The 20,588-nt window shown below is 34.8% G+C and carries 18 protein-coding genes; 11 read left to right on the top strand and 7 right to left on the bottom strand.

The window, feature by feature from the left end:
* Together gyrA and ABIQ27_RS04645 are read left to right on the top strand one after the other, a co-directional pair.
* On the top strand, nt 1-2,432 hold a 2,432-nt coding region (gyrA, locus tag ABIQ27_RS04650; protein ID WP_348032485.1), incomplete at its 5' end, for a DNA gyrase subunit A.
* 67 nt (nt 2,433-2,499) lie between these two features.
* Nucleotides 2,500-3,810 carry a tetratricopeptide repeat protein gene (locus ABIQ27_RS04645; protein ID WP_348032483.1) on the top strand — a complete coding sequence of 437 codons (1,311 nt, stop codon included), beginning with the start codon at nt 2,500-2,502 and terminating at the stop codon, nt 3,808-3,810.
* Between the two features lie 93 nt (nt 3,811-3,903).
* Here ABIQ27_RS04645 and ABIQ27_RS04640 read toward each other — a convergent pair whose 3' ends face one another.
* Complete coding sequence (locus tag ABIQ27_RS04640) at nt 3,904-4,269, bottom strand: hypothetical protein (RefSeq protein WP_348032481.1); 366 nt, start codon at nt 4,267-4,269, stop codon at nt 3,904-3,906.
* A gap of 298 nt (nt 4,270-4,567) precedes the next feature.
* On the opposite strand from ABIQ27_RS04640, the gene ABIQ27_RS04635 reads away from it, so the two are divergent.
* From ABIQ27_RS04635 to ABIQ27_RS04620, 4 genes are all read left to right on the top strand, one after another.
* Nucleotides 4,568-4,900, top strand: coding sequence for a ribonuclease Z (locus ABIQ27_RS04635; protein ID WP_348032480.1), 333 nt, complete (start codon nt 4,568-4,570; stop codon nt 4,898-4,900).
* Between the two features lie 8 nt (nt 4,901-4,908).
* Nucleotides 4,909-5,817, top strand: coding sequence for a ribonuclease Z (locus ABIQ27_RS04630; RefSeq protein WP_348032479.1), 909 nt, complete (start codon nt 4,909-4,911; stop codon nt 5,815-5,817).
* 48 nt (nt 5,818-5,865) lie between these two features.
* Nucleotides 5,866-6,510: a pyridoxamine 5'-phosphate oxidase gene (gene pdxH, locus ABIQ27_RS04625; RefSeq protein WP_348032477.1), complete on the top strand. Its 645-nt coding sequence runs from the start codon at nt 5,866-5,868 to the stop codon at nt 6,508-6,510.
* A gap of 324 nt (nt 6,511-6,834) precedes the next feature.
* Nucleotides 6,835-7,335 (top strand): CAP domain-containing protein, encoded by a 501-nt coding sequence (locus ABIQ27_RS04620; RefSeq protein WP_348032475.1) that lies wholly within the window; start codon nt 6,835-6,837, stop codon nt 7,333-7,335.
* Between the two features lie 88 nt (nt 7,336-7,423).
* On the opposite strand, the gene fumC is transcribed toward ABIQ27_RS04620, so the two are convergent.
* On the bottom strand, nt 7,424-8,821 hold the full coding sequence (fumC, locus tag ABIQ27_RS04615) for a class II fumarate hydratase (RefSeq protein WP_348032473.1): 1,398 nt from the start codon (nt 8,819-8,821) through the stop codon (nt 7,424-7,426).
* 263 nt (nt 8,822-9,084) lie between these two features.
* On the opposite strand from fumC, the gene ABIQ27_RS04610 reads away from it, so the two are divergent.
* Nucleotides 9,085-9,258 carry a hypothetical protein gene (locus ABIQ27_RS04610; RefSeq protein ID WP_348032471.1) on the top strand — a complete coding sequence of 58 codons (174 nt, stop codon included), beginning with the start codon at nt 9,085-9,087 and terminating at the stop codon, nt 9,256-9,258.
* Nucleotides 9,259-9,312: 54 nt separating this feature from the next.
* On the opposite strand, the gene ABIQ27_RS04605 is transcribed toward ABIQ27_RS04610, so the two are convergent.
* Nucleotides 9,313-11,865 carry an outer membrane beta-barrel family protein gene (locus tag ABIQ27_RS04605; protein WP_348032469.1) on the bottom strand — a complete coding sequence of 851 codons (2,553 nt, stop codon included), beginning with the start codon at nt 11,863-11,865 and terminating at the stop codon, nt 9,313-9,315.
* An 80-nt stretch (nt 11,866-11,945) separates the two neighbouring features.
* Nucleotides 11,946-12,290: an ArsC/Spx/MgsR family protein gene (locus ABIQ27_RS04600; protein WP_348032467.1), complete on the bottom strand. Its 345-nt coding sequence runs from the start codon at nt 12,288-12,290 to the stop codon at nt 11,946-11,948.
* 63 nt (nt 12,291-12,353) lie between these two features.
* On the opposite strand from ABIQ27_RS04600, the gene ABIQ27_RS04595 reads away from it, so the two are divergent.
* Both ABIQ27_RS04595 and ABIQ27_RS04590 read left to right on the top strand, forming a co-directional pair.
* The gene (locus ABIQ27_RS04595; protein ID WP_348032465.1) at nt 12,354-13,304 is read left to right on the top strand and encodes a type II CAAX endopeptidase family protein; all 951 of its coding nucleotides are present in this window, start codon (nt 12,354-12,356) and stop codon (nt 13,302-13,304) included.
* Entirely contained in the window at nt 13,297-14,337 is a 1,041-nt protein-coding gene (locus ABIQ27_RS04590; protein ID WP_348032463.1) for an AMP-binding protein, read from the top strand. The genes ABIQ27_RS04595 and ABIQ27_RS04590 overlap by 8 nt, the downstream gene beginning before the upstream one ends.
* Before the next feature lie 51 nt (nt 14,338-14,388).
* Here ABIQ27_RS04590 and ABIQ27_RS04585 read toward each other — a convergent pair whose 3' ends face one another.
* From ABIQ27_RS04585 to ABIQ27_RS04575, 3 genes are all read right to left on the bottom strand, one after another.
* Nucleotides 14,389-14,814, bottom strand: coding sequence for a DoxX family protein (locus tag ABIQ27_RS04585; RefSeq protein ID WP_348032461.1), 426 nt, complete (start codon nt 14,812-14,814; stop codon nt 14,389-14,391).
* 81 nt (nt 14,815-14,895) lie between these two features.
* Complete coding sequence (locus ABIQ27_RS04580) at nt 14,896-16,512, bottom strand: M1 family metallopeptidase (RefSeq protein WP_348032459.1); 1,617 nt, start codon at nt 16,510-16,512, stop codon at nt 14,896-14,898.
* Nucleotides 16,513-16,568: 56 nt separating this feature from the next.
* Nucleotides 16,569-18,197, bottom strand: a complete 1,629-nt coding sequence (locus ABIQ27_RS04575; protein WP_348032457.1) for a carboxyl transferase domain-containing protein — start codon at nt 18,195-18,197, stop codon at nt 16,569-16,571.
* A gap of 182 nt (nt 18,198-18,379) precedes the next feature.
* On the opposite strand from ABIQ27_RS04575, the gene ABIQ27_RS04570 reads away from it, so the two are divergent.
* Nucleotides 18,380-19,021, top strand: a complete 642-nt coding sequence (locus tag ABIQ27_RS04570; protein ID WP_348032456.1) for a DUF47 family protein — start codon at nt 18,380-18,382, stop codon at nt 19,019-19,021.
* 84 nt (nt 19,022-19,105) lie between these two features.
* Nucleotides 19,106-20,461, top strand: coding sequence for an inorganic phosphate transporter (locus ABIQ27_RS04565; protein WP_348032454.1), 1,356 nt, complete (start codon nt 19,106-19,108; stop codon nt 20,459-20,461).
* The last annotated feature ends 127 nt before the right edge of the window (nt 20,462-20,588 follow it).

Below are 20,588 nucleotides of genomic sequence, written 5' to 3'. Positions count from 1 at the left end.
ACAAAAAATCCGCAAGAATTGTTGGAGAAGTTTTAGGAAAGTATCACCCACACGGAGATACTTCGGTTTATGATGCCATGGTTCGTATGGCTCAGGAATGGAGTTTACGATATTTATTGGTTGACGGCCAGGGTAACTTTGGTTCTGTTGATGGGGATAGCCCGGCAGCCATGCGTTATACGGAAGCCAGAATGAAAAAAATGTCAGAAGACATTATGGCAGATATCGACAAAGAAACAGTTGACTTTCAATTGAACTTTGATGATACTTTGTATGAGCCAACGGTTATGCCAACACGTGTTCCAAATTTATTGATAAATGGAGCATCTGGAATTGCAGTTGGTATGGCTACCAATATGGCGCCACACAACTTAACTGAGGTTATTGATGGAACATTAGCTTACATTGATAATAACGATATTGAAATTGACGAATTAATCACACATATCAAAGCACCTGATTTTCCAACCGGAGGAACAATCTACGGAATGGAAGGTGTTCGTGAAGCATTCAAAACAGGTAGAGGAAGAATCGTTATTCGAGCCAAAATAAGTTTTGAAGAATCAAACGGAAGAGAAGCAATCATTGTTTCTGAAATTCCGTATCAGGTTAACAAGGCAGAAATGATTAAGAAAACTGCCGATTTAATTAATGATAAAAAAATCGAAGGTATTTCAAATATCCGTGATGAATCGGATAGAACCGGAATGCGTATCGTATATGAATTGAAACGTGATGCTGTTCCAAACGTAGTTTTGAATACGTTATATAAGTTCACACAATTACAATCTTCTTTCAGCGTAAACAACATTGCGTTGGTAAAAGGAAGACCACAAATGCTGAACGTAAAAGATTTGATTCACTATTTCGTTGAGCATCGCCATGATGTTGTGATTAGAAGAACGCAATTCGAATTGCGTAAAGCAGAAGAAAGAGCACACATTTTAGAAGGTTTAATCATTGCTTCGGATAATATCGACGAAGTAATTGCATTGATCCGTTCTTCAAAAGATGGTGACGAAGCTCGTGCCAAATTAATCGAAAGATTCAGCTTGTCAGATATTCAGGCAAGAGCGATTGTTGAAATGCGTTTGCGTCAGTTAACAGGTCTTGAACAAGATAAGTTAAGAGCTGAATACGAAGAAATCATGAAGTTAATTACCCGTTTGAAAGATTTGTTAGCTAACAAAGACTTGAGAATGGAATTGATTAAAGAAGAGTTAGTTGAAATCAGAGACAAGTATGGCGACGCCCGACGTTCGCTTATTGAATATTCCGGTGGTGATGTAAGTATTGAAGATTTAATTGCCGATGAAAATGTAGTTATTACAATTTCGCACGCAGGTTATATCAAACGTACAAACCTTACCGAATACAAAACGCAGAATAGAGGTGGAGTTGGACAAAAAAGTGCCGGAACAAGAGATCAGGATTTCTTAGAGCATATGTATGTTGCCACAAATCACCAATATATGATGTTCTTTACGCAAAAAGGAAAATGTTTCTGGATGCGTGTGTATGAAATTCCGGAAGGAAGCAAAACAGCCAAAGGAAGAGCATTGCAAAACCTTATCAATATTGAAAGTGATGATAAAGTAAAAGCATTTATCTGTACACAGGATTTAAAAGATAAAGAATATACCAATAGCCATAACTTAATCATGGTTACCAAAAAAGGGCAGGTTAAGAAAACATCTTTAGATAAATATTCTAAACCAAGAGTTAACGGAGTTGCTGCAATCACCATTAAAGAAGATGATGAATTATTAGGAGCTCAATTAACAAATGGTGAAAGTCAAATTATCTTAGCAGTTAAGTCTGGAAAATTAGTTCGTTTCGAAGAGACTAAAACGCGTCCAATGGGAAGAACAGCTTCCGGTGTGCGTGGAATTACACTGAAAGATGCGACTGATGAAGTGATTGGCATGGTTACTGTAAACGACATGGAAAGTGAAATTCTTGTAGTTGCAGAAAACGGTTACGGAAAACGTTCTTCGCTTGATGAATACAGAATTACAAACCGTGGTGGAAAAGGTGTAAAAACTTTGAACATTACAGAGAAAACAGGTAAACTGATTTCGATTAATTCGGTTACAGATGCTGATGATTTGATGATTATCAACAAATCAGGATTGACGATCAGAATGGCAGTCGAAGATTTAAGAGTAATGGGAAGAGCAACGCAAGGTGTGAAACTTATTAATATTAAAGGAAACGATTCCATTGCTGCAGTTACTAAAGTAATGAAAGACGATGTTTCAGAACCTGAAGTAGATGAAGATGGAAATGTAATCGAAGTTGAAACCATTGAAAGAGTCAAACCGGTTTTAGAAGTTCTTGAAGATGACGGTTCAGTTGAAGATGATGACGAGGAAGATGACGAGGTGATTGAAGATGATGAAGCTGAGGACGATTCTGAAGATGACGAGTAAAAACAAAAAATCACCAATTAGAGTATTTAATTGGTGATTTTATTTATAAATTTTAAAATAATACCACATGAAAATAAAACACATTGTACTTGCTTCGGCAGTATTAGTTTCTGTTTCATCTTTTGCCCAAAAAGATGAGTTGAAAAAATTGAAAAGGATTTATGAAAAAGAAACTCCTTCAGCTAATGACCTGGCTGAATATAAAGCCAATTTAGATAAGCTATCGACTTTGGCAACCGAAGAAAGTGATAAGATTTATTACAACTTTTATAAAGCAAATACGCCAGGTATTGAAGTTTCAACTTTAGGAACTGCGCCAACACCAGCTCAATTAGAAAAGATACTCACTCCAAAAACTGTTTCAGATTATGCAGTGGCTGCAAATGCAACTTTAGAGTACGAGAAAAAATCGGGTAAGAAAGTTTTAACCGATGAGATTACCAAAGACATAACGATGCTTAATCCCATGCTTGTAAACGTTGCGGTTGATTTGGGAAGTGTCAAAAAATACAAAGAAGCGGCAGATGTATTTCATTCTGTTTATCTGTTAGATAAAAAAGATCAGGATAAATTATATTATGCGGCTAGCTATGCTTCAAATGGGTTGGACTTCGATAATGCCCTGAATTATTACAATGAATTGAAAGATTTAAATTATTCCGGAGAAGGAACCGTGTTTTGGGCAACCAATAAATCAACAAAACAGGAAGAGAACTTTGCCAGTAAAGTAGAAAGAGAACTTTTTATTAAAAGTGGTTCGCATGAAAAACCAAGAGATGAAAAAATAGAATCTAAAAGAGGAGAAATCTATAAAAATATTGCTTTAATTCTAATTGAAAAAGGAAAAGTTGAAGAGGCAAAAGCTGCTGTTGCTGCTGCTCAAAAAGCAAATCCTAATGATGAATCTCTAATTTTGACTGAAGCTGATTTGTATTTAAAAATCAAGGATTACGATACTTACTCACGATTAGCTGCAGAAGCTTTAGCTAAAAACCCAACTAAGGCTGATTTGGCTTATAACCTTGCTGTTATCAGTAGTAATGCAAACAAAATTGAAGATTCTGAGAAATACTATAAAAAAGCAATAGAAATTGACCCAACTTATTTTGATGCCTATTTGAATTTAGCTGAATTGAAATTAAGATCAGATGTGAAGTTTGTTGAAGAAATGAGCAAATTAGGAACTTCAGAAAAAGATAACAAACGCTATGAAGCTATCAAACTGGAAAGAGAAAAGAATTTTAAAGCAGCACTTCCTTATCTTGAAAAAGCAGTTGAATTAAAAGCTGATGATGAATCGGCAAGAAAAACTCTATTAAGCATTTATAATGCTCTTGAAATGACTGATAAGTATAAAGCGTTAAAAGCTAAAAACTAATTTATCCAATTACGAAAATAGATAATGCAAAAAGTCCCGATATAAATCGGGACTTTTTATTTCCTAAACTAACCAATTATATATTAAAAAAAATTATGCAACACCGTTTTCCTGAGTGTTAACTTTTTTCAGGAAAGATCTAATTAATACACTGTTGGTATTGATACCAGAGTTGATTAATTGTTTTTTGCTGAATGTTCCGTTTGATGTATTGTTTGTAGTTTTTTTAGAACCCATAAACCAAACTGCGAAATCCATAGAAGCAACAGCGTTATCAGTTGTGATGATCATTGTAGCTTCGTTAGAAACAGAAACCTCAGTTGAAGTAGTTGCAACAACACTAGTAATGTTTGTTTGAGCAAATGCTCCAGTAGTAGACAACATTAACAAAACGAATAAAACGAATAATCTAACGTTAGTTACATTTCCTTGAGTCGTTGTGTTGTTAGTTGTTGTCATAATTTTGGTTTGTTTCTTATTTCTTTACCAAAACTACGGCAACACTTCTCTGACTGAAAATATTTTCGATAACTAACCTTAAAAGTCGTTTAATCGACAAATTCAATGAATTCAAGGGTTTTAAGCGTTTTTTTTGTGCAGTTCGTCTATGAAATGTTAAAAAAAGAGGTATTTCACCGATGAAAAACCATTATTTTCTATGAACTGCATCATCCAAATGAATATCATAATGCCAAATCAATGAATAGTGACAAAATCTTAGTAAATTAGCGTCATAATATAATATTCGTCTTCCATAATGAAAGTAGAGCAAAAAGGACATACTACAACTATTAGAAATACTCAGGGCAATACTGCCGAGTTTTATCAAAAGCTATATCAAGAGTACAATAGTTTTAAATCACAGAACTTGATAGTAGATTTATCTCTTGATAAAGGGTTGACAATGGATGATGTAAAGCTTTTTAGTGACTTGATTAAAACGCATGCCAAAGCAAAGAAGTCAATTGTGCTTGTGACCAATAGTGTTAACTTTAATGCTGTTCCAAAAAGCATTACTGTTGTTCCAACAATTTTGGAAGCTCATGACATTATAGAAATGGAAGAAATAGAACGCGATTTAGGATTTTAATATATATAATGAAATTAACCATTCTTGGCTGTTATGCAGCGACTCCACGAACTATAACTAATCCAACATCACAAGTCCTGGAAATTAGAAACCGAATGTTTCTAATTGATTGTGGTGAAGGAACACAGGTGCAACTGCGCAAAAACAAACTCAAGTTTTCCAAAATCAATCATATTTTTATCTCGCATTTGCATGGCGATCATTTTTATGGACTGGTAGGTTTGATTTCAACCTTTATGTTGCTCAACCGCCAAACCGATTTGCATGTGTATGGACCAAAAGGCATAAAGGAAATCATATTGCTTCAGTTGCGGTATTCGAATTCGTTTACAGGCTACGGTTTATATTTTCACGAATTGGATTCAAAAGAAAGCGAGATTATTTATGAAGATGAAAAAGTACTGGTAAAAACAATTCCATTAAAACACAGAATATATACCAATGGTTTTTTGTTTCAGGAAAAAGTTGGAGACAGAAAATTAAATGTCGATGCTGTTCAGGAATATAAAATTGATACTTGTTATTATCAAAAAATTAAAAACGGAAGTGATATCACACTTGATGATGGAACAATTGTTCCCAATGCAGAATTAACCTTTGATCCAATCCTGCCCAAAAGCTATGCGTTTTGCAGCGATACGATGTATGACGAATCGATAATTCCAATAATTGAAAATTGTGACGTATTGTATCATGAAACAACATTTCTAGAATCGGAAGCTGACAAAGCTGAGAAAACAATGCACAGCACAGCAAAAGAAACAGCAACTATTGCGGCAAAAGCAAATGTTAACCAATTAATTTTGGGACATTATAGCACACGTTATGCCAATATTGATTTGTTCCAACAAGAAGCAGAAACAATTTTCCCAAATACACTTCTGGCAGAAGACGGTAAAGTTTTTGAATTTGATTAAGCGTATAGGAAATAAACTCAATAAATTTGCAATCATATAATATAGACAATGGAAGACTTAAGCAATTATAGAAAGTCCTACGAGAAAAGTCAGCTTCTGGAAACTACGATTCCGGAAGATCCAATCAATTTATTTCATAAATGGTTTCATGAAACCAAAGAGTTTGGTGGAGTAGATGAGGTCAATGCTATGACAGTTGCAACCATTGGGTTGGATGGTTTTCCAAAATCGAGAGTGGTTTTGTTAAAAAAATTCAACGAAGAAGGTTTTATCTTTTATACCAATTATGATTCTGAAAAAGGACGCGCTATATTAAACAATCCAAACGTTTGCCTTTCGTTCTTTTGGCATAGTATGGAAAGACAGGTTATCATAAAAGGAATAGCTGAGAAAACTTCAACAGTAATTTCAGATAACTATTTTGAATCACGACCTGATGGAAGTAAGCTTGGCGCGATTGTTTCTCCGCAAAGCGAAGTTATTCCGTCAAGAGATTATTTAGATGATAAACTTAACAAACTAGAAGCTAAATATGAAGGCAAACCAATTCCACGACCGGAAAACTGGGGTGGATTTTTAGTGAGACCAGTTGCAGTTGAGTTTTGGCAGGGAAGACCAAACAGACTTCATGACCGAATCCGATACCAATTAAATGCAGCATTCAATTGGAAAATTGAAAGGCTTTCGCCTTAAATTATTATAAGTAATCTAAAATAATCTAAAACCACTCTCAGGAGTGGTTTTTTAGTTCTATGAATAGATAATACAAATATCGACGAAATGCATTAAAGTAGGAAATATTCCCAATACAAATTAATTATTATGTATTTCATCGATTTTATTTGTACTTTAAACGATAAAATTTGTAGAATTGTCTAAGAAATAAAAACAATACGTTCTTTCAAATTAAAATTTATAAAGTGTTTGCCCCACATCTACTTTATTAAAATCTGTCAATATTAATCGAAATAAAGTGTTTGCCCCACATCTACTTTATTAAAAACTTAACCTACTACTATGAAAGCAAAAATGTTTAGAGCATTGTTGCCGTTAGCAATCGTGTTCACTATGGTATCTTGTTCTTCTGATTCTTCAGAAGGTTCTTCAACAGACAACAAACTTGTAACTACCTACAATTACAACGACTCTGAGTTGAAACTTGTTACACTTATCAATGATTATCGTGCAAGCGTTGGATTGAATACTCTTGAAGTAATCAATCACATCTCTTATAAATCGCAAGAGCACAATATTTACATGATTGATAATAATGTGGTAAACCACGATTATTTCCAACAAAGATCTAACAATCTGATCCAGGTTTTAGGAGCAGAAAGAGTAGGCGAGAACATTGCCTACAACTACCAAACGCCGGAAAGCGCAATGAGTGCATGGTTAAACAGCCCAGCTCACAAAGCCAATTTAGAAGGTGATTACACTCATTTGGGTATATCAATAACAGTTGATGAAAAGACTGGAAAAAAGTATTACACCAATATGTTTATGAAGAAAAAATAGTTTGATTATTGTTTTGTTTGATTTTGACAGATCGAAAAATCCCGATGTAAATCGGGATTTTTTTTATTTATAGTATGCCGAATTTCAATTATTTCAAACTGCCAACCATATCTTCAGGTTTTACCCAGGCATCAAAATCTTCAGCAGAAACATAACCCAATCGGACAGCTTCTTCTTTAAGAGTAGTTCCGTTTTTATGAGCAGTTTGCGCAATTTCAGCCGATTTGTAATACCCGATTTTGGTATTCAAAGCGGTTACAAGCATCAATGAATTATCAACTAATTCCTTGATACGTTTATGATTTGGTTCTATTCCACTAGCACAATGCTCATCAAAAGAAATACAGGCATCACCAAGCAAACGTGCCGATTGTAAAAAGTTAGCTGCCATTACCGGTTTGAAAACATTCAATTCATAATGACCCTGCATACCACCAACAGCGATTGCTACATCATTACCGATAACCTGTGCGCAAACCATAGTCAACGCTTCGCATTGTGTTGGATTTACTTTTCCAGGCATAATTGATGAACCCGGTTCGTTTTCAGGGATTATGATTTCACCAATTCCGGAACGTGGACCAGATGCTAACATTCTGATATCATTTGCAATCTTGTTTAAAGAAACAGCCAATTGTTTCAAAGCACCGTGTGATTCAACAATAGCGTCATGTGATGCCAAAGCTTCAAATTTATTCGGAGCTGTCACAAAAGGATGCCCTGTAAATTTGGCAATGTATTCGGCAACTTTTATGTCATAACCAGCCGGAGTATTCAATCCGGTTCCAACGGCAGTTCCTCCAAGAGCAACTTCTGATAAATGGGAAAGCGTATTTTTTAATGCTTTGATTCCGTAATTCAATTGGGCAACATAACCCGAAATTTCCTGACCAAGCGTTAAAGGTGTTGCATCCATTAAGTGAGTTCTGCCGATTTTTACCACGCTCATAAATTCTTTTGCTTTTGCATCTAAAGTATCACGCAACTTTTCAACTCCGGGAATGGTTACTTCAACGGCTGCTTTATACGCTGCAATGTGCATTCCTGTTGGGAAAGTATCGTTAGATGATTGTGATTTGTTCACATCGTCATTTGCTTTTACCAATTGTTCGCCTTCGCCAATTTTGAATCCGGCTAAAACCTGAGCACGATTGGCAATAACTTCGTTAACATTCATATTGCTTTGGGTTCCTGAACCGGTTTGCCAAATAACTAGTGGAAATTCATCAGTAAGCTTTCCGGCAAGGATTTCGTCGCAAACGGCTGCAATGGCATCACGTTTTTCGGTTGACAAAACTCCAAGATCACAATTGGCATAAGCGGCAGCTTTTTTAAGATAGGCAAAACCTTCTATGATTTCTTTTGGCATCGATGCTGATGGACCAATTTTAAAATTATTTCTGGAACGTTCTGTCTGTGCTCCCCAATATTTATCGGCAGGAACTTTAACTTCTCCCATTGTGTCTTTCTCAATTCTGTATTCCATTGTGTGTTTATATATGTTAATAAGTAGTTCAAATTAGCCCCGATAGTAGTGGAAATCCTTTTTATTGCTTTAAAGAAAAGCCAATAGAATGCTCTCAGGTTCAGAAAGCAATAAAAAGATTGCAACGGATAGCGGGAAACAGCTCCTAAAAATTCCACGCCAAAATTACGGATAAAAAGTAGTTAATAAAAATTGATTTTGTTTTTGCATAGCTTAAATATTCAGCTTACATTTGCGTATAATTCAAAAAAATTCCGGAAAACATGTTTGAATTTCAACAGTATTTAGGTTTCTTAGCTTTCTTAAGCATTCTAACCATTGGTTTTTGGCTAATGATGTTCTTGGTAACTTTCGTAGTTCCTTTTTGGATCTTTGGAGGTGTTAAAGAATTGTTGCAGGAAAGAAAAGCAAAAAGAGACGCAGAACAAACAGCTTAAGTTTAAGTTTTTGTTTATGAAAAAGCCCCGAATTTCGGGGCTTTTTTCTTTTTATTATCCAGGAAAATCATCGTTGTTATCCTGCTGATTTTGTTTTTTGGTTTTATCTTTATCGTTCGTTTTTACTTTGTTGAATCGGTATGTAAACGAAAGATTGATTTGACGTTGTCTCCATTGTTGTTCACTATAAGAATCCAAGGATTCCAAATGCGTTTCGCTAATTCTTTTTCTCGAATTAAAAACATCATTCACGTTTAAAGAAATTGTTGCTTTGTCTTTCAAAATATCTTTACTGAATGCTAAATTTGCACTCAAAACTCCAAGGTTTTTTCCCTGCGCAGTGTTTTGTGGTGCATTATAAGTGGCATTAGTCTGCCAATCTATTTTATAAGGTAATGTTATTTTTGACGAAACCCTGGTAAACCAGCTCACTGCTGAGTTATCGAAGTTTTCGTTGATTACTTCTCCGGTATTTTGTAAAGTATAAGAGTAATCTCCAGTTATTTTACTTTGGTAAAAGTTGAAATTCCCGTTCAGTCTCCACCATTTGTATGGGGAATAGTTAAGGTTAAATTCAAATCCGAAACGGTCTTCTCTTGCCAGGTTGATTGGCGTTGATAAGATTACAGGAGTAGTAAGGTCAGCTCCTCCCACAATTGAAACTACCTGACCATTTTCATCCAGAATATCTGGACCATCAACTACAGTGGTTACTGCATAATTCCCGTTTGGTCTTCTAATGAATTGGAATACATCATTTGTTCTGTTGAAATACATTGAGGTGCTAAACGTTACTTTATTCCATTTGGTCATGTAACCAATATCAAAGGCGTCCGTAAATGATGGATTGATATCAGGATTTCCCTGAAAAAGATTTATGTTACTAGAGTAATTCGAAAACGGGTTGATAAATCTAGAACGCGGTCTGGAAATTCTTCTACTATAATTAAGCGAAATTGTACTTTCTTCTTTTATTTGATAGGTTAAGAAAGCGCTTGGAAAAAAGTTGTGATACTTTTTGTTAGTGAAATCACTTGTAGTCAATAGGTTAATATCGATATCTGAATTTTCAAATCGCAATCCTAATAAATAAGAGAATTTATTGATTTTTGAACCAAATTGTGTGTAGAAAGCATTAATCTTTTCTTTATAAAATAAAGTGTTGGTGTAATTGTAATTCGGAATATAATTCCCGCCATCATCAATACTACCAACTCTAAAGTCGGTTAATAATTGATTAAAATTGCCTTTATAACCCGCTTCAAATTGGCTGTTTTTTCCTAATGGTAAAACATAATCCGATTGAAACAGATTATTCTTTTGTGTTTGATAGTTTATAGTTGCTTCCTTAGTAGCGTTACTTTCCTGCCCGATAATATAATCAGTTATAGTCGAATTATCATTGTCTAAATCATTTGAAAAAGACATATCAATGGTTAGCTTATGTCCATCTTTTTTGAATTTCTTGGTAAAATTGGTAGCGTATTCAATATCCTTGGTTCGGGTAAACTGATCATTATATCTGTTACGGATAAAATTCTCAGTGATATCAGGAAAGTTGTTGTATAGAAAAACATTGTCAGGGTTGGAACCGTCATTTTTTCTGTAATTAAAAGTGTTGGTCCAGGTTAGTGTTTTGTCCAAATACCAATCTGCACCAATATTATAATTAAAACCTTTTCGTCCTCTTTCTCTTGTGCTTCTTTCGTTTATTGAGTTTTGGATTGTGCCATCCGTATTTAAATAATCAGTATCAGTTTTTGATTTCCCAGGTGATTTGCTATCGTTATATCCTAATGTTGAAAAAAGATTGAATTGTTCACTTTTGTAATTTATATTAGAAACTAATCCATAATTTCTTGGATCACCAACTGTACCAATAAGGGTTCCGTTGATTCCCTGGTTTTTTCCTTTTTTCAATATTATATTGATGATTCCACCGCCACCTTCAGCATCATAACGTGCTGATGGATTGGTGATCACTTCTATTTTATCTAAAGCATCGGCCGAAATTGTTCTCAGCGCATCAGCAATATTAATCGCATTTGATGGTCTTCCGTCGATAAGAATTTTTACATTATCGTTTCCACGTAAAGCTACATTGCCATCTGCATCAACAGTAACCGAAGGCACATTGTCTAACACATCACTGGCAGTTCCTCCTTTTACAATCATGTCCTGACCAACATTGTATACTTTTTTATCAAGTTTTATTTCAACTGTAGATTTTTCGGCACGAACAACTACCTCGTTAAGTTGGGTAGCATCTTCTTCCAAGCCAGTTGTTCCCAAATTGGTTGCTTGGGTCAATTGTTTTTGACTGATAATTGTTGGTTTAAACGAAATGAATTCTAGAGTAATATCATAAGTTCCAGGCACAACATCAACACTATAATCTCCTTTGTTATCGGTAATTCCACCAAAGATGAGCTTTGGATTTTTACTGTTTTTTAAAGTTATGGTAGCGTATTCAAGTGGAAGTTTACTTGTTTTTTCAGTGATTTTTCCTGTGACAGCAACTTTAACTCGTTCAGTTTTTTCTTGTCCAAAAATAGTAATTGATGTAAGTAATACAAGTGCGGATAAAAGATAATGCAATTTTTTCATGAAGATATATTTAACTAAGTCTTAAAGACCACAAAAATACATCGTGGTTTAAGCCTCTTTTCACAAATCTTTGTTAAATGTTATTTTAGAAAGGCTTCGAGTTTGTCAATTTCTCTGCCAATTATGGCTTTGTTACCGTCAATGACAATAGGTCTTTGCATCAAAATTGGATATTTGATTAAAGCTTTTATAATCTGAGCATTCGTCAAAGTTTTGCCTTGATATTTATCAATCCAAATCGTTTCTTTTTGCCGAACCAATTCGATTGGCTTGATTTTCAGTTTTTTAATCAGGGCTTTCAATTCGTCAACCGATAAAGGATTTTCCAGATAATTGATGATTTCAAAAGGAGTCTTCAATTCAGTAGTGAAAAGCAGACAGTCTCTCGATTTCCCACATCTTGGATTATGGAGTATTTGCAACATATTTTTTTTACAAAGTAATATATTTTAATAGAAAAAAGGTAATTTAGGCGAAACAAAAAAGCTATGTTTTTAGAAAAAGGATTTTTGCCAACAAATAAATTTTGGAAGTATTTAGTTGGCTCATTTATAATTATTGCTGCTTCAACTATTGGACAAATGCCTTTGGCTATTGCCATTCTGATTAAGTCATTCAAAACAGGTAAGCCGTTTCCAAAGACAGAAACCGGAATGATGACTTTTCTATCATTAAACACAACTCTGTTTTTATTACTGTTTTCTTTTGTCATTGCTTTTATTGCCATTATTTTAGTGGTAAAGTATTTTCATAGGCAAACCTTTTTATCCGTCACCACTTCCAGAAAAAAAGTCGATTGGAAAAGAATATTTTTTTCATTTTCATTGTGGGGAATTTTTACTGCAGGTTCAACATTAATATTGTTTTATGCCAGTCCGGAATCTTTTGTGTTGAATTTTAAACCTATTCCGTTTTTAATTCTAGCAATTATAGGAATCCTTTTAATTCCGGTTCAAACAAGCACTGAAGAGTATGTTTTCAGAGGTTATTTAATGCAGGGATTTGCTGTTTTGGCTAAGAACAGATGGTTTCCTTTGTTGATGACCTCACTTATTTTTGGAACCATGCATATTGCCAATCCCGAAGTGGAAAAAATGGGTTATATTGTTTTGGTATATTATATTGGAACAGGCTTTTTCCTCGGAATTATTACACTAATGGATGAAGGAATGGAGTTGGCGCTTGGTTTCCATGCAGCAAATAATTTAGTCACAGCATTATTAGTAACTTCTGATTGGTCTGCTTTTCAAACGAATTCAGTCTTTAAGGATATTTCTTCACCATCTGCCGGATTAGAAATTTTGGTGCCAATCTGTATTATTTTTCCAATCCTATTATTTATCTTTAGTAAAAAATATAATTGGTCAAACTGGAAAGAAAAATTAACCGGAAATATTGAAATTCCAAAACCAATTGAAAATGTTGAAACTCATGAATAGTCCAACCTATGAAAATGTGCATAATTTATTCAAGTTGAATGGATTTCATCTTGACAGAGAAGATTTATGTCGTGTGGCATATAGTTTTATCAAAGAAGGAGAAGATTTTGAAAAACCGGTTGGCGATTTTCTTCTCGACTGGTTTGATAGTAAAAATTTTATCGAAATGGAAACTTCCGGTACAACCGGAACACCTAAAACTATTTCGGTAAGCAAACAAGCTATGGTTGATTCAGCATTGGCGACAGGCGATTTTTTCGATTTGCAACCGGGTAATAGAGCACTGCAATGTTTACCGGTTAAATATGTAGCTGGTAAAATGATGCTGGTTCGCGCTATGATTTTAGGACTCGATTTAGAGTTTGTGGCTCCAAGTTCTCATCCTTTAGATAATAATGAAATTGATTTTGATTTTGTAGCGATGGTGCCTTTGCAGGCGCAAAATTCGGTGCCCGAATTAAAGAAAGTAAAAAAGATGATTATTGGTGGAGCTGCTGTAAATAAAGCATTGGAAAAACAATTGATAAAATTGCCTACCGAAGTTTATGAAACCTATGGCATGACAGAAACCATTACACATATTGCCGCTAGAAAACTAGGAGAAAAAGCGTTTACGGTGCTGCCTTATGTTACGATTTCATATGATGACAGAAATTGTTTGGTTATCCACGCACCAAGAATTTCAGATGAAGTTATTATCACTAATGATATTGTTGAATTGGTTAATGAAAATCAATTTATTTTCCTTGGCAGAATGGATAATGTTATCAATAGCGGCGGAATTAAATTAATTCCGGAACAAATAGAGGAAAAACTGGCCAGTAAAATTCACCAGCGTTTTTTTATTGCTTCAAAACCTGATAATGAATTAGGAGAAAAAGTAGTGTTGGTTATTGAAGGCGACAAACAAGAGTTTGATGAATCGCTTTATGAATCGTTGGATAAATATGAAAAGCCAAAAGAAGTCATTTTTGTCCCGAAGTTTAAAGAAACAACAACAGGAAAAATCCTGAGGAAAGAAACAATAAAATAAAAAAAACGTCCCAATTATTCATTGGGACGTTTTTTATTTGAGGCAAACAAATTATTTTTCCATTTTGAAATAGTAATCGGCTGAATGTTTTCCACTGCCGTAGACTATATAAAAAATGCTTATGGCCAAAGTTACAAACGAAATGATTAAGTTGGTAATATTCATTTCTCCAATAAAATTTATCAAGACAGCACCAACAAGAATAGGCAATTGAGCGAGTAGTGCCCAACGTGTCAACAATCCGAAAACAATCATGATTCCACCCATAATATGAGCTGCTGCTATGTAATGGAAAGTCAACATTCCGCCCATAAAATTGCTTGCCGGAGCGATCAAATCTTCAAAATCCCGACTGTTACTGACAAAGTAACCGCCTTTGTAAATTAAAAAAAGGCCCAATACAATTCTTCCTGCATCGAACCAAAACGTAGAGTGGGCATTTGCCCATTTGTTCAAACCTTTTACTGAAGTATCCATAAATAACAAAGTTTAAAATTTATCTAAGTTACTAATTTTTAATTATATATAAAAGATTACAACAATAAATTATAAAATGCATCAATCAATATCTATATAAAAATCATTGGTCTGGACTTCTACATCTCCTATTTTATTAATGCTGTATTTTGTTTTATTCCAGGTATTTGTGGGATTGAGACGTATTTTTTTTCCTTTGATTTTAACGTCAACAGGCATGTCGAATCTGGCTTCATCTGTTTTCCAACGAAATTCCAGTTTGCCTTTGGTTTTTCTCAATTCAAGTTTTGGAATTGCAGAATGTCTTAAATACTGATTAAAAACTGGCGTCAGATTCATTTCGGTTTCTGTATTAAAAAAATTGACAACGGTTTTGGTATCAATTATTTTATGACGGTATGTTTCGGAATATTTCAAAAGCATTTTCCACCATTTATCATCATTGTTTACAATATGTCTCAGTGTGTTTAATAACATAGCTCCTTTTTCATACATATCTGTCGAGCCTTCTTTATTTACACCATAAGCACTAATAATTGGAATTAGATTATCGATGTTTTTTTTGCAACCATTGATATATTGTTGTGCTTTTTCAGAACCATATTGACATTCAACATAAACAGATTCAGTGTAACAGGTAAAACCTTCGTGTATCCACATATCAGCAGTATCTTTGGATGTAATGCTATTTCCAAACCATTCATGCCCACTTTCGTGAATAGTAATATAGTCAAAAAGCAACCCAATTCCGGTTCCAGATCTATCAGTTCCTAAATAACCATTTACATATTTATTACCATAAGCAACAGCGCTTTGATGTTCCATACCTAAATAAGGAGTTTCCACCAATTTGTATCCGTCTTCGGGAAATGGATAGGCTCCAAACTTACTCTGAAAACAATCCATCATAGGCTTGACTTCTTCAAAATGCAATTTTGCCGCAGTTTCGTTATAACGCATTACATAGTAATCTAAATCTAAACCTTTATAGTTTTCATGAATGTTTATATAATCGCCAATATTAACTGTTATGGAATAGGTATTTATCGGATTTTTGACTTCCCAATCCCAGCGTGTGTAACCATTTTTTAAATCTTCGCTGCCAATCAATCTTCCGTTCGAAACATCCATCAAACCATTTGGAACTGCTACTTTTATCGTTGCCCCAAAATCAGGTTCATCGCTTTGAGAGTCTTTTACAGGATACCACAAACTGGCACCAATTCCCTCGCAGGTAACCGCAATCCATGGTTTTCCATTTTTGTCTTTTTTGAAAATAAAGCCACCATCCCAAGGCGCGTTTTTGGCAACAATTGGTTTCCCTGAATAATAAAACTTCACGCTCTGATTTGTGTTTGCATTTAAAGCTATCGGAAAATCAATAAAAACTGCATTGTATTCTCTTTTGTAATTTAATTTTTTAGAGTTGAAAACAATACTATCAATTTGCATATTATCAAACAAATCCAATTGGATTTTTGAAGTGTTTTCAACTACTTTAAAAGCTATATCATTAAAACCAACTATTGATTTTTCATCAGGATTGACTTTGATATTCAAATCATAATGCAACACATCAAAGCAACTTCGCTCGGGACGCAATCCTCCTTGAAGCGTGTCTTTGCGAGTTGTTGCTTCTTGTGCAGAAAGAAGTTGAAAACTAGTAATTATAAAACTTAGGGCAAGTATTTTTTTCATTGTATTGAAATGGAAAATCTATGATGTTAGTAGGTTGGTCTTTAGATTTGTTACCATTAAACCTGAATAACTCCCAAATTAAATTTCTTTTCAATAGGCGAGTGGTTCGCTGCTTCGATTCCCATTGAAATCCAGGTGCGGGTTTCTAAAGGATCAATGATAGCATCCGTCCATAATCTGGCGGCTGCATAATATGGAGAAACCTGTGCGTCATAACGCGCTTTGATTTTATCAAACAATTCCTGTTCAACTTTTTCATCTACGGTTTCGCCTTTTGCTTTTAGTGAAGAAGCTTCAATTTGTGCCAATACTTTGGCAGCCTGAGTTCCGCCCATAACGGCAAGTTCGGCACTTGGCCAGGCAAATATTAATCTTGGGTCGTATGCTTTTCCACACATGGCATAATTTCCTGCGCCGTATGAATTTCCGACAACGACAGTAAATTTTGGCACAACCGAATTAGAGACAGCATTTACCATTTTGGCACCATCTTTAATAATTCCGCCATGTTCTGATTTGCTTCCAACCATAAAACCGGTAACATCCTGAATAAATACCAACGGAATTTTCTTTTGGTTGCAATTCGCTATAAAACGCGTTGCTTTGTCCGCAGAATCCGAATAAATCACGCCACCAAACTGGATTTCTCCCTTTTTGGTTTTGGAAACTGTTCTTTGATTAGCAATAATTCCCACGGCCCAACCGTCAATTCTGGCATAACAGGTAATGATTGATTTTCCATAATCAGGTTTATACATATCCATTTCGGAATTATCAACCAAGCGTTTGATGATTTCCATCATATCATATTGATCCGTTCTTGATTTTGGAATAATTCCGTAAATATCTTTTTCTTCCAATGCTGGTTTTTGAGGAGTTTCTCTGTTGAAACCGGCTTTTTCATAATCCCCAATTTTACCCACAATACTTTTAATTCTGTCTAAAGCATCTTTATCATCTTTGGCTTTATAATCGGTCACGCCTGAGATTTCACAGTGTGTAGTTGCTCCGCCAAGTGTTTCGTTATCGATGTTTTCGCCAATAGCAGCTTTCACCAAATAACTTCCGGCAAGGAAAATACTTCCGGTTTTATCTACTATCATCGCTTCGTCACTCATAATCGGAAGATACGCGCCACCGGCAACGCAACTTCCCATAACAGCTGCAATTTGGGTAATTCCCATACTGCTCATGATAGCGTTATTTCTGAATATGCGTCCAAAATGTTCTTTATCGGGGAAAATTTCATCCTGCATTGGTAAATAAACTCCGGCAGAATCAACCAAATAAATTATTGGCAGACGGTTTTCCATCGCAATTTCCTGCGCACGCAGATTCTTTTTAGCCGTAATCGGGAACCATGCACCAGCTTTTACGGTAGCATCATTCGCAACAACAATACATTGCTTTCCTTTGATGTAACCCATTTTTACAACAACGCCACCAGAAGGACAGCCGCCATGTTCGGCATACATTCCGTCTCCAACAAAAGCGCCAATTTCTATGCTTTTAGCTTTGGCGTCAAGCAAATAATCAATACGTTCACGTGCTGTCATTTTACCTTCGGCATGCAATTTTTCGATGCGTTTGGCACCGCCACCAAGTTTTACTTTGGCGAATTGAGTCTTTAAATTGGTTAATAAAAGTTTGTTATGATCTTCGTTTTTATTGAAGTTGATATCCATGGTTGTATATTTGTTCTGCGTTTAATGTGTGCTAAAATACGAAAACGTTTTAAAAGAAAATGCTACTTATTTTGGAAGAATTAATGTTAACAAATTGTAAAGCGCATTTTGACTAAAAACTAAATATGTTAATATTCACTTAACATTAGAAGAATACATTTGCACCATAAAAAAGAAACAAAATGACCTTAAACAGTATTTTCCAATTTTTAGTTCCAAAGGATAAAAAATTCTTTCCTTTATTCGAACAAGCTGCAGCCAACTTAATCACATTGGCAGAAACACTTCACGAAGCTGTTAATGCTCCAAAAATTGAAAGAGAAGAATACTTCAGAAAAATAGAAGAACTTGAAGCTGTCATTGAAGAGATTACTCATAAAACCCACTTAGAATTAAGCAGAAACTTTATCACGCCTTTCGATCGTGAAGACATTCACTCGTTGATAAAAGCTATCGATAATGTTGCCGATAATATGCATGGTGCAGCCAGTAGAATGCGTTTGTATCAGGTAGAAAAAATCACAAAATCGATTCGTAAATTAACAGAAATCAATCTCGAAGCCTGCCAATTAATTGGTGTTGGAATCAAAGAATTGAAAAGCATGAATCACAAAGCAATAAAAGAAACCTGCAAAAAAATCAATAAATTAGAAAGCAAGGCAGATTCAGTATTTGATAAAGCGGTTGCCGATATATTTGAAAATGAAACTGACGCTAAAAACGTTATCAAATATAAAGAAGTGCTTTCTGCATTGGAAATGGCATCGGATAAATGTAAAAGTGTTTCGAACGTAATGGAACAAATTTCAGTAAAACACTCTTAAACTAGTAGTCAGTTTACAGTGATCAGTTAGCAGTCTAAATGCTGACACTGAACACTAAATACTGAACACTGAACACTAATTTATATGACTTTACTAATAGTTATTATCGTTCTTGCCTTAATATTTGATTACATTAATGGTTTTCACGATGCAGCAAATTCAATTGCCACTATTGTTGCCACAAAAGTATTGACGCCATTTCAGGCCGTACTTTGGGCTGCTTTCTTTAACTTCCTGGCGTATTGGGTTTTTGGTTTTGGTGTTGCCGATACGGTGGCCAAAACAGCTAAAACAGATAGCATTAACCTGACGGTTATTTTAGCCGGAATTATAGCTGCAATTATTTGGAATTTGATCACCTGGTGGAAAGGAATTCCTTCTTCATCGTCACATACTTTAATTGGTGGCTTTGCCGGAGCTGCCATTGCACATGCTATTTCTCTTCACGGTTTTTCTGATTATTTTATTGTTGAAGATGGAGCGCAGATAACAAAACATTGGTACAATATTGTGAATTGGTACAAGCCGGGAGAAGATGGAGGCATGCCTTCGGGAGTTTCTGTCATCATTGCATTTATTGTTTTGGCGCCATTATTAGGAATGTTGATTTCCTATTTTATTTCGCTTTGGCTAATGTATTCTTCCAAAAAAAGTATTTATCCAAAACTATTTACATGTTTTTTAATGCTAATGGTTCTTTGGTTTTTATCATCTGTATTAGTTGGTTATGACGATATAAAGAAACCACGTTTTGAAAGTCAGCTGTGGAGCGTAATTTTTGAACCTTCAAATATTAAATGGACATTAGTAGCATTCATCTTTTATAGTGTCGCGATATTCAATTTAGTTTTTAGTAGTTTTTCGACAGCAAAAGCTGAAAAAATTCTTCGAAGAATGCAGTTATTATCATCAGCCTCTTTTAGTTTAGGTCATGGTGGAAACGATTCACAAAAAGTTATGGGTATCATAGCCGCTGCAGTAGCTGTTTATTTGAATACACATCCAAACACTAACATGTCTTTTGGCTGGTTAGATTTGAATGTAGTGCTACCATCTGAAAAAGACGGAGTAAAAATTGAAGGAGTAATGCCAGCATGGATTCCACTAACTTGTTATTCTGTTATTGCATTAGGAACATTGAGTGGTGGATGGAAAATTGTAAAAACAATGGGTTCTAAAATTACCAAAGTAACTGCTTTTGAAGGCGTTGTGGCCGAATCTGCCGGTGCGTTGACTTTGTTTATTACAGAGCATTTTAAAATCCCAGTATCAACAACACATACAATTACAGGTTCAATCATTGGAGTTGGAGTTACAAAAAGAGTTTCTGCTGTCCGATGGGGAGTAACGGTCAAACTATTATGGGCATGGGTTTTAACCATTCCGGTTTCGGCACTCTTAGCAGGAATAACTTATTATATATTAAAGACATTCATTTAGATTTTATAAAATATCAAAAGCTGACCTTTATGGTTGGCTTTTTTTATAAGCCATTGGCACATGTTATCAAATCGTTTTTTAAACATCAATTTATTGCGAAACAACTACTACACATAACAACAAACAC

The sequence above is a fragment of the Flavobacterium sp. genome, assembly GCF_039916025.1.
Lineage (GTDB): Bacteria > Bacteroidota > Bacteroidia > Flavobacteriales > Flavobacteriaceae > Flavobacterium.
This window is presented reverse-complemented; position numbering and strand designations above follow the sequence as displayed.

What these genes read in the sequence shown, in the direction of transcription:
- ABIQ27_RS04640 (WP_348032481.1), bottom strand. Translation starts at nt 4,269, where the DNA reads ATGACAACAACTAACAACACAACGACTCAAGGAAATGTAACTAACGTT.
- ABIQ27_RS04575 (WP_348032457.1), bottom strand. Translation starts at nt 18,197, where the DNA reads ATGGATATCAACTTCAATAAAAACGAAGATCATAACAAACTTTTATTA.
- ABIQ27_RS04635 (WP_348032480.1), top strand. Translation starts at nt 4,568, where the DNA reads ATGAAAGTAGAGCAAAAAGGACATACTACAACTATTAGAAATACTCAG.
- ABIQ27_RS04600 (WP_348032467.1), bottom strand. Translation starts at nt 12,290, where the DNA reads ATGTTGCAAATACTCCATAATCCAAGATGTGGGAAATCGAGAGACTGT.
- ABIQ27_RS04610 (WP_348032471.1), top strand. Translation starts at nt 9,085, where the DNA reads ATGTTTGAATTTCAACAGTATTTAGGTTTCTTAGCTTTCTTAAGCATT.
- fumC (WP_348032473.1), bottom strand. Translation starts at nt 8,821, where the DNA reads ATGGAATACAGAATTGAGAAAGACACAATGGGAGAAGTTAAAGTTCCT.
- ABIQ27_RS04570 (WP_348032456.1), top strand. Translation starts at nt 18,380, where the DNA reads ATGACCTTAAACAGTATTTTCCAATTTTTAGTTCCAAAGGATAAAAAA.
- ABIQ27_RS04630 (WP_348032479.1), top strand. Translation starts at nt 4,909, where the DNA reads ATGAAATTAACCATTCTTGGCTGTTATGCAGCGACTCCACGAACTATA.
- ABIQ27_RS04620 (WP_348032475.1), top strand. Translation starts at nt 6,835, where the DNA reads ATGAAAGCAAAAATGTTTAGAGCATTGTTGCCGTTAGCAATCGTGTTC.
- ABIQ27_RS04595 (WP_348032465.1), top strand. Translation starts at nt 12,354, where the DNA reads ATGTTTTTAGAAAAAGGATTTTTGCCAACAAATAAATTTTGGAAGTAT.
- ABIQ27_RS04605 (WP_348032469.1), bottom strand. Translation starts at nt 11,865, where the DNA reads ATGAAAAAATTGCATTATCTTTTATCCGCACTTGTATTACTTACATCA.
- ABIQ27_RS04585 (WP_348032461.1), bottom strand. Translation starts at nt 14,814, where the DNA reads ATGGATACTTCAGTAAAAGGTTTGAACAAATGGGCAAATGCCCACTCT.
- ABIQ27_RS04645 (WP_348032483.1), top strand. Translation starts at nt 2,500, where the DNA reads ATGAAAATAAAACACATTGTACTTGCTTCGGCAGTATTAGTTTCTGTT.
- ABIQ27_RS04565 (WP_348032454.1), top strand. Translation starts at nt 19,106, where the DNA reads ATGACTTTACTAATAGTTATTATCGTTCTTGCCTTAATATTTGATTAC.
- ABIQ27_RS04580 (WP_348032459.1), bottom strand. Translation starts at nt 16,512, where the DNA reads ATGAAAAAAATACTTGCCCTAAGTTTTATAATTACTAGTTTTCAACTT.
- pdxH (WP_348032477.1), top strand. Translation starts at nt 5,866, where the DNA reads ATGGAAGACTTAAGCAATTATAGAAAGTCCTACGAGAAAAGTCAGCTT.
- ABIQ27_RS04590 (WP_348032463.1), top strand. Translation starts at nt 13,297, where the DNA reads ATGAATAGTCCAACCTATGAAAATGTGCATAATTTATTCAAGTTGAAT.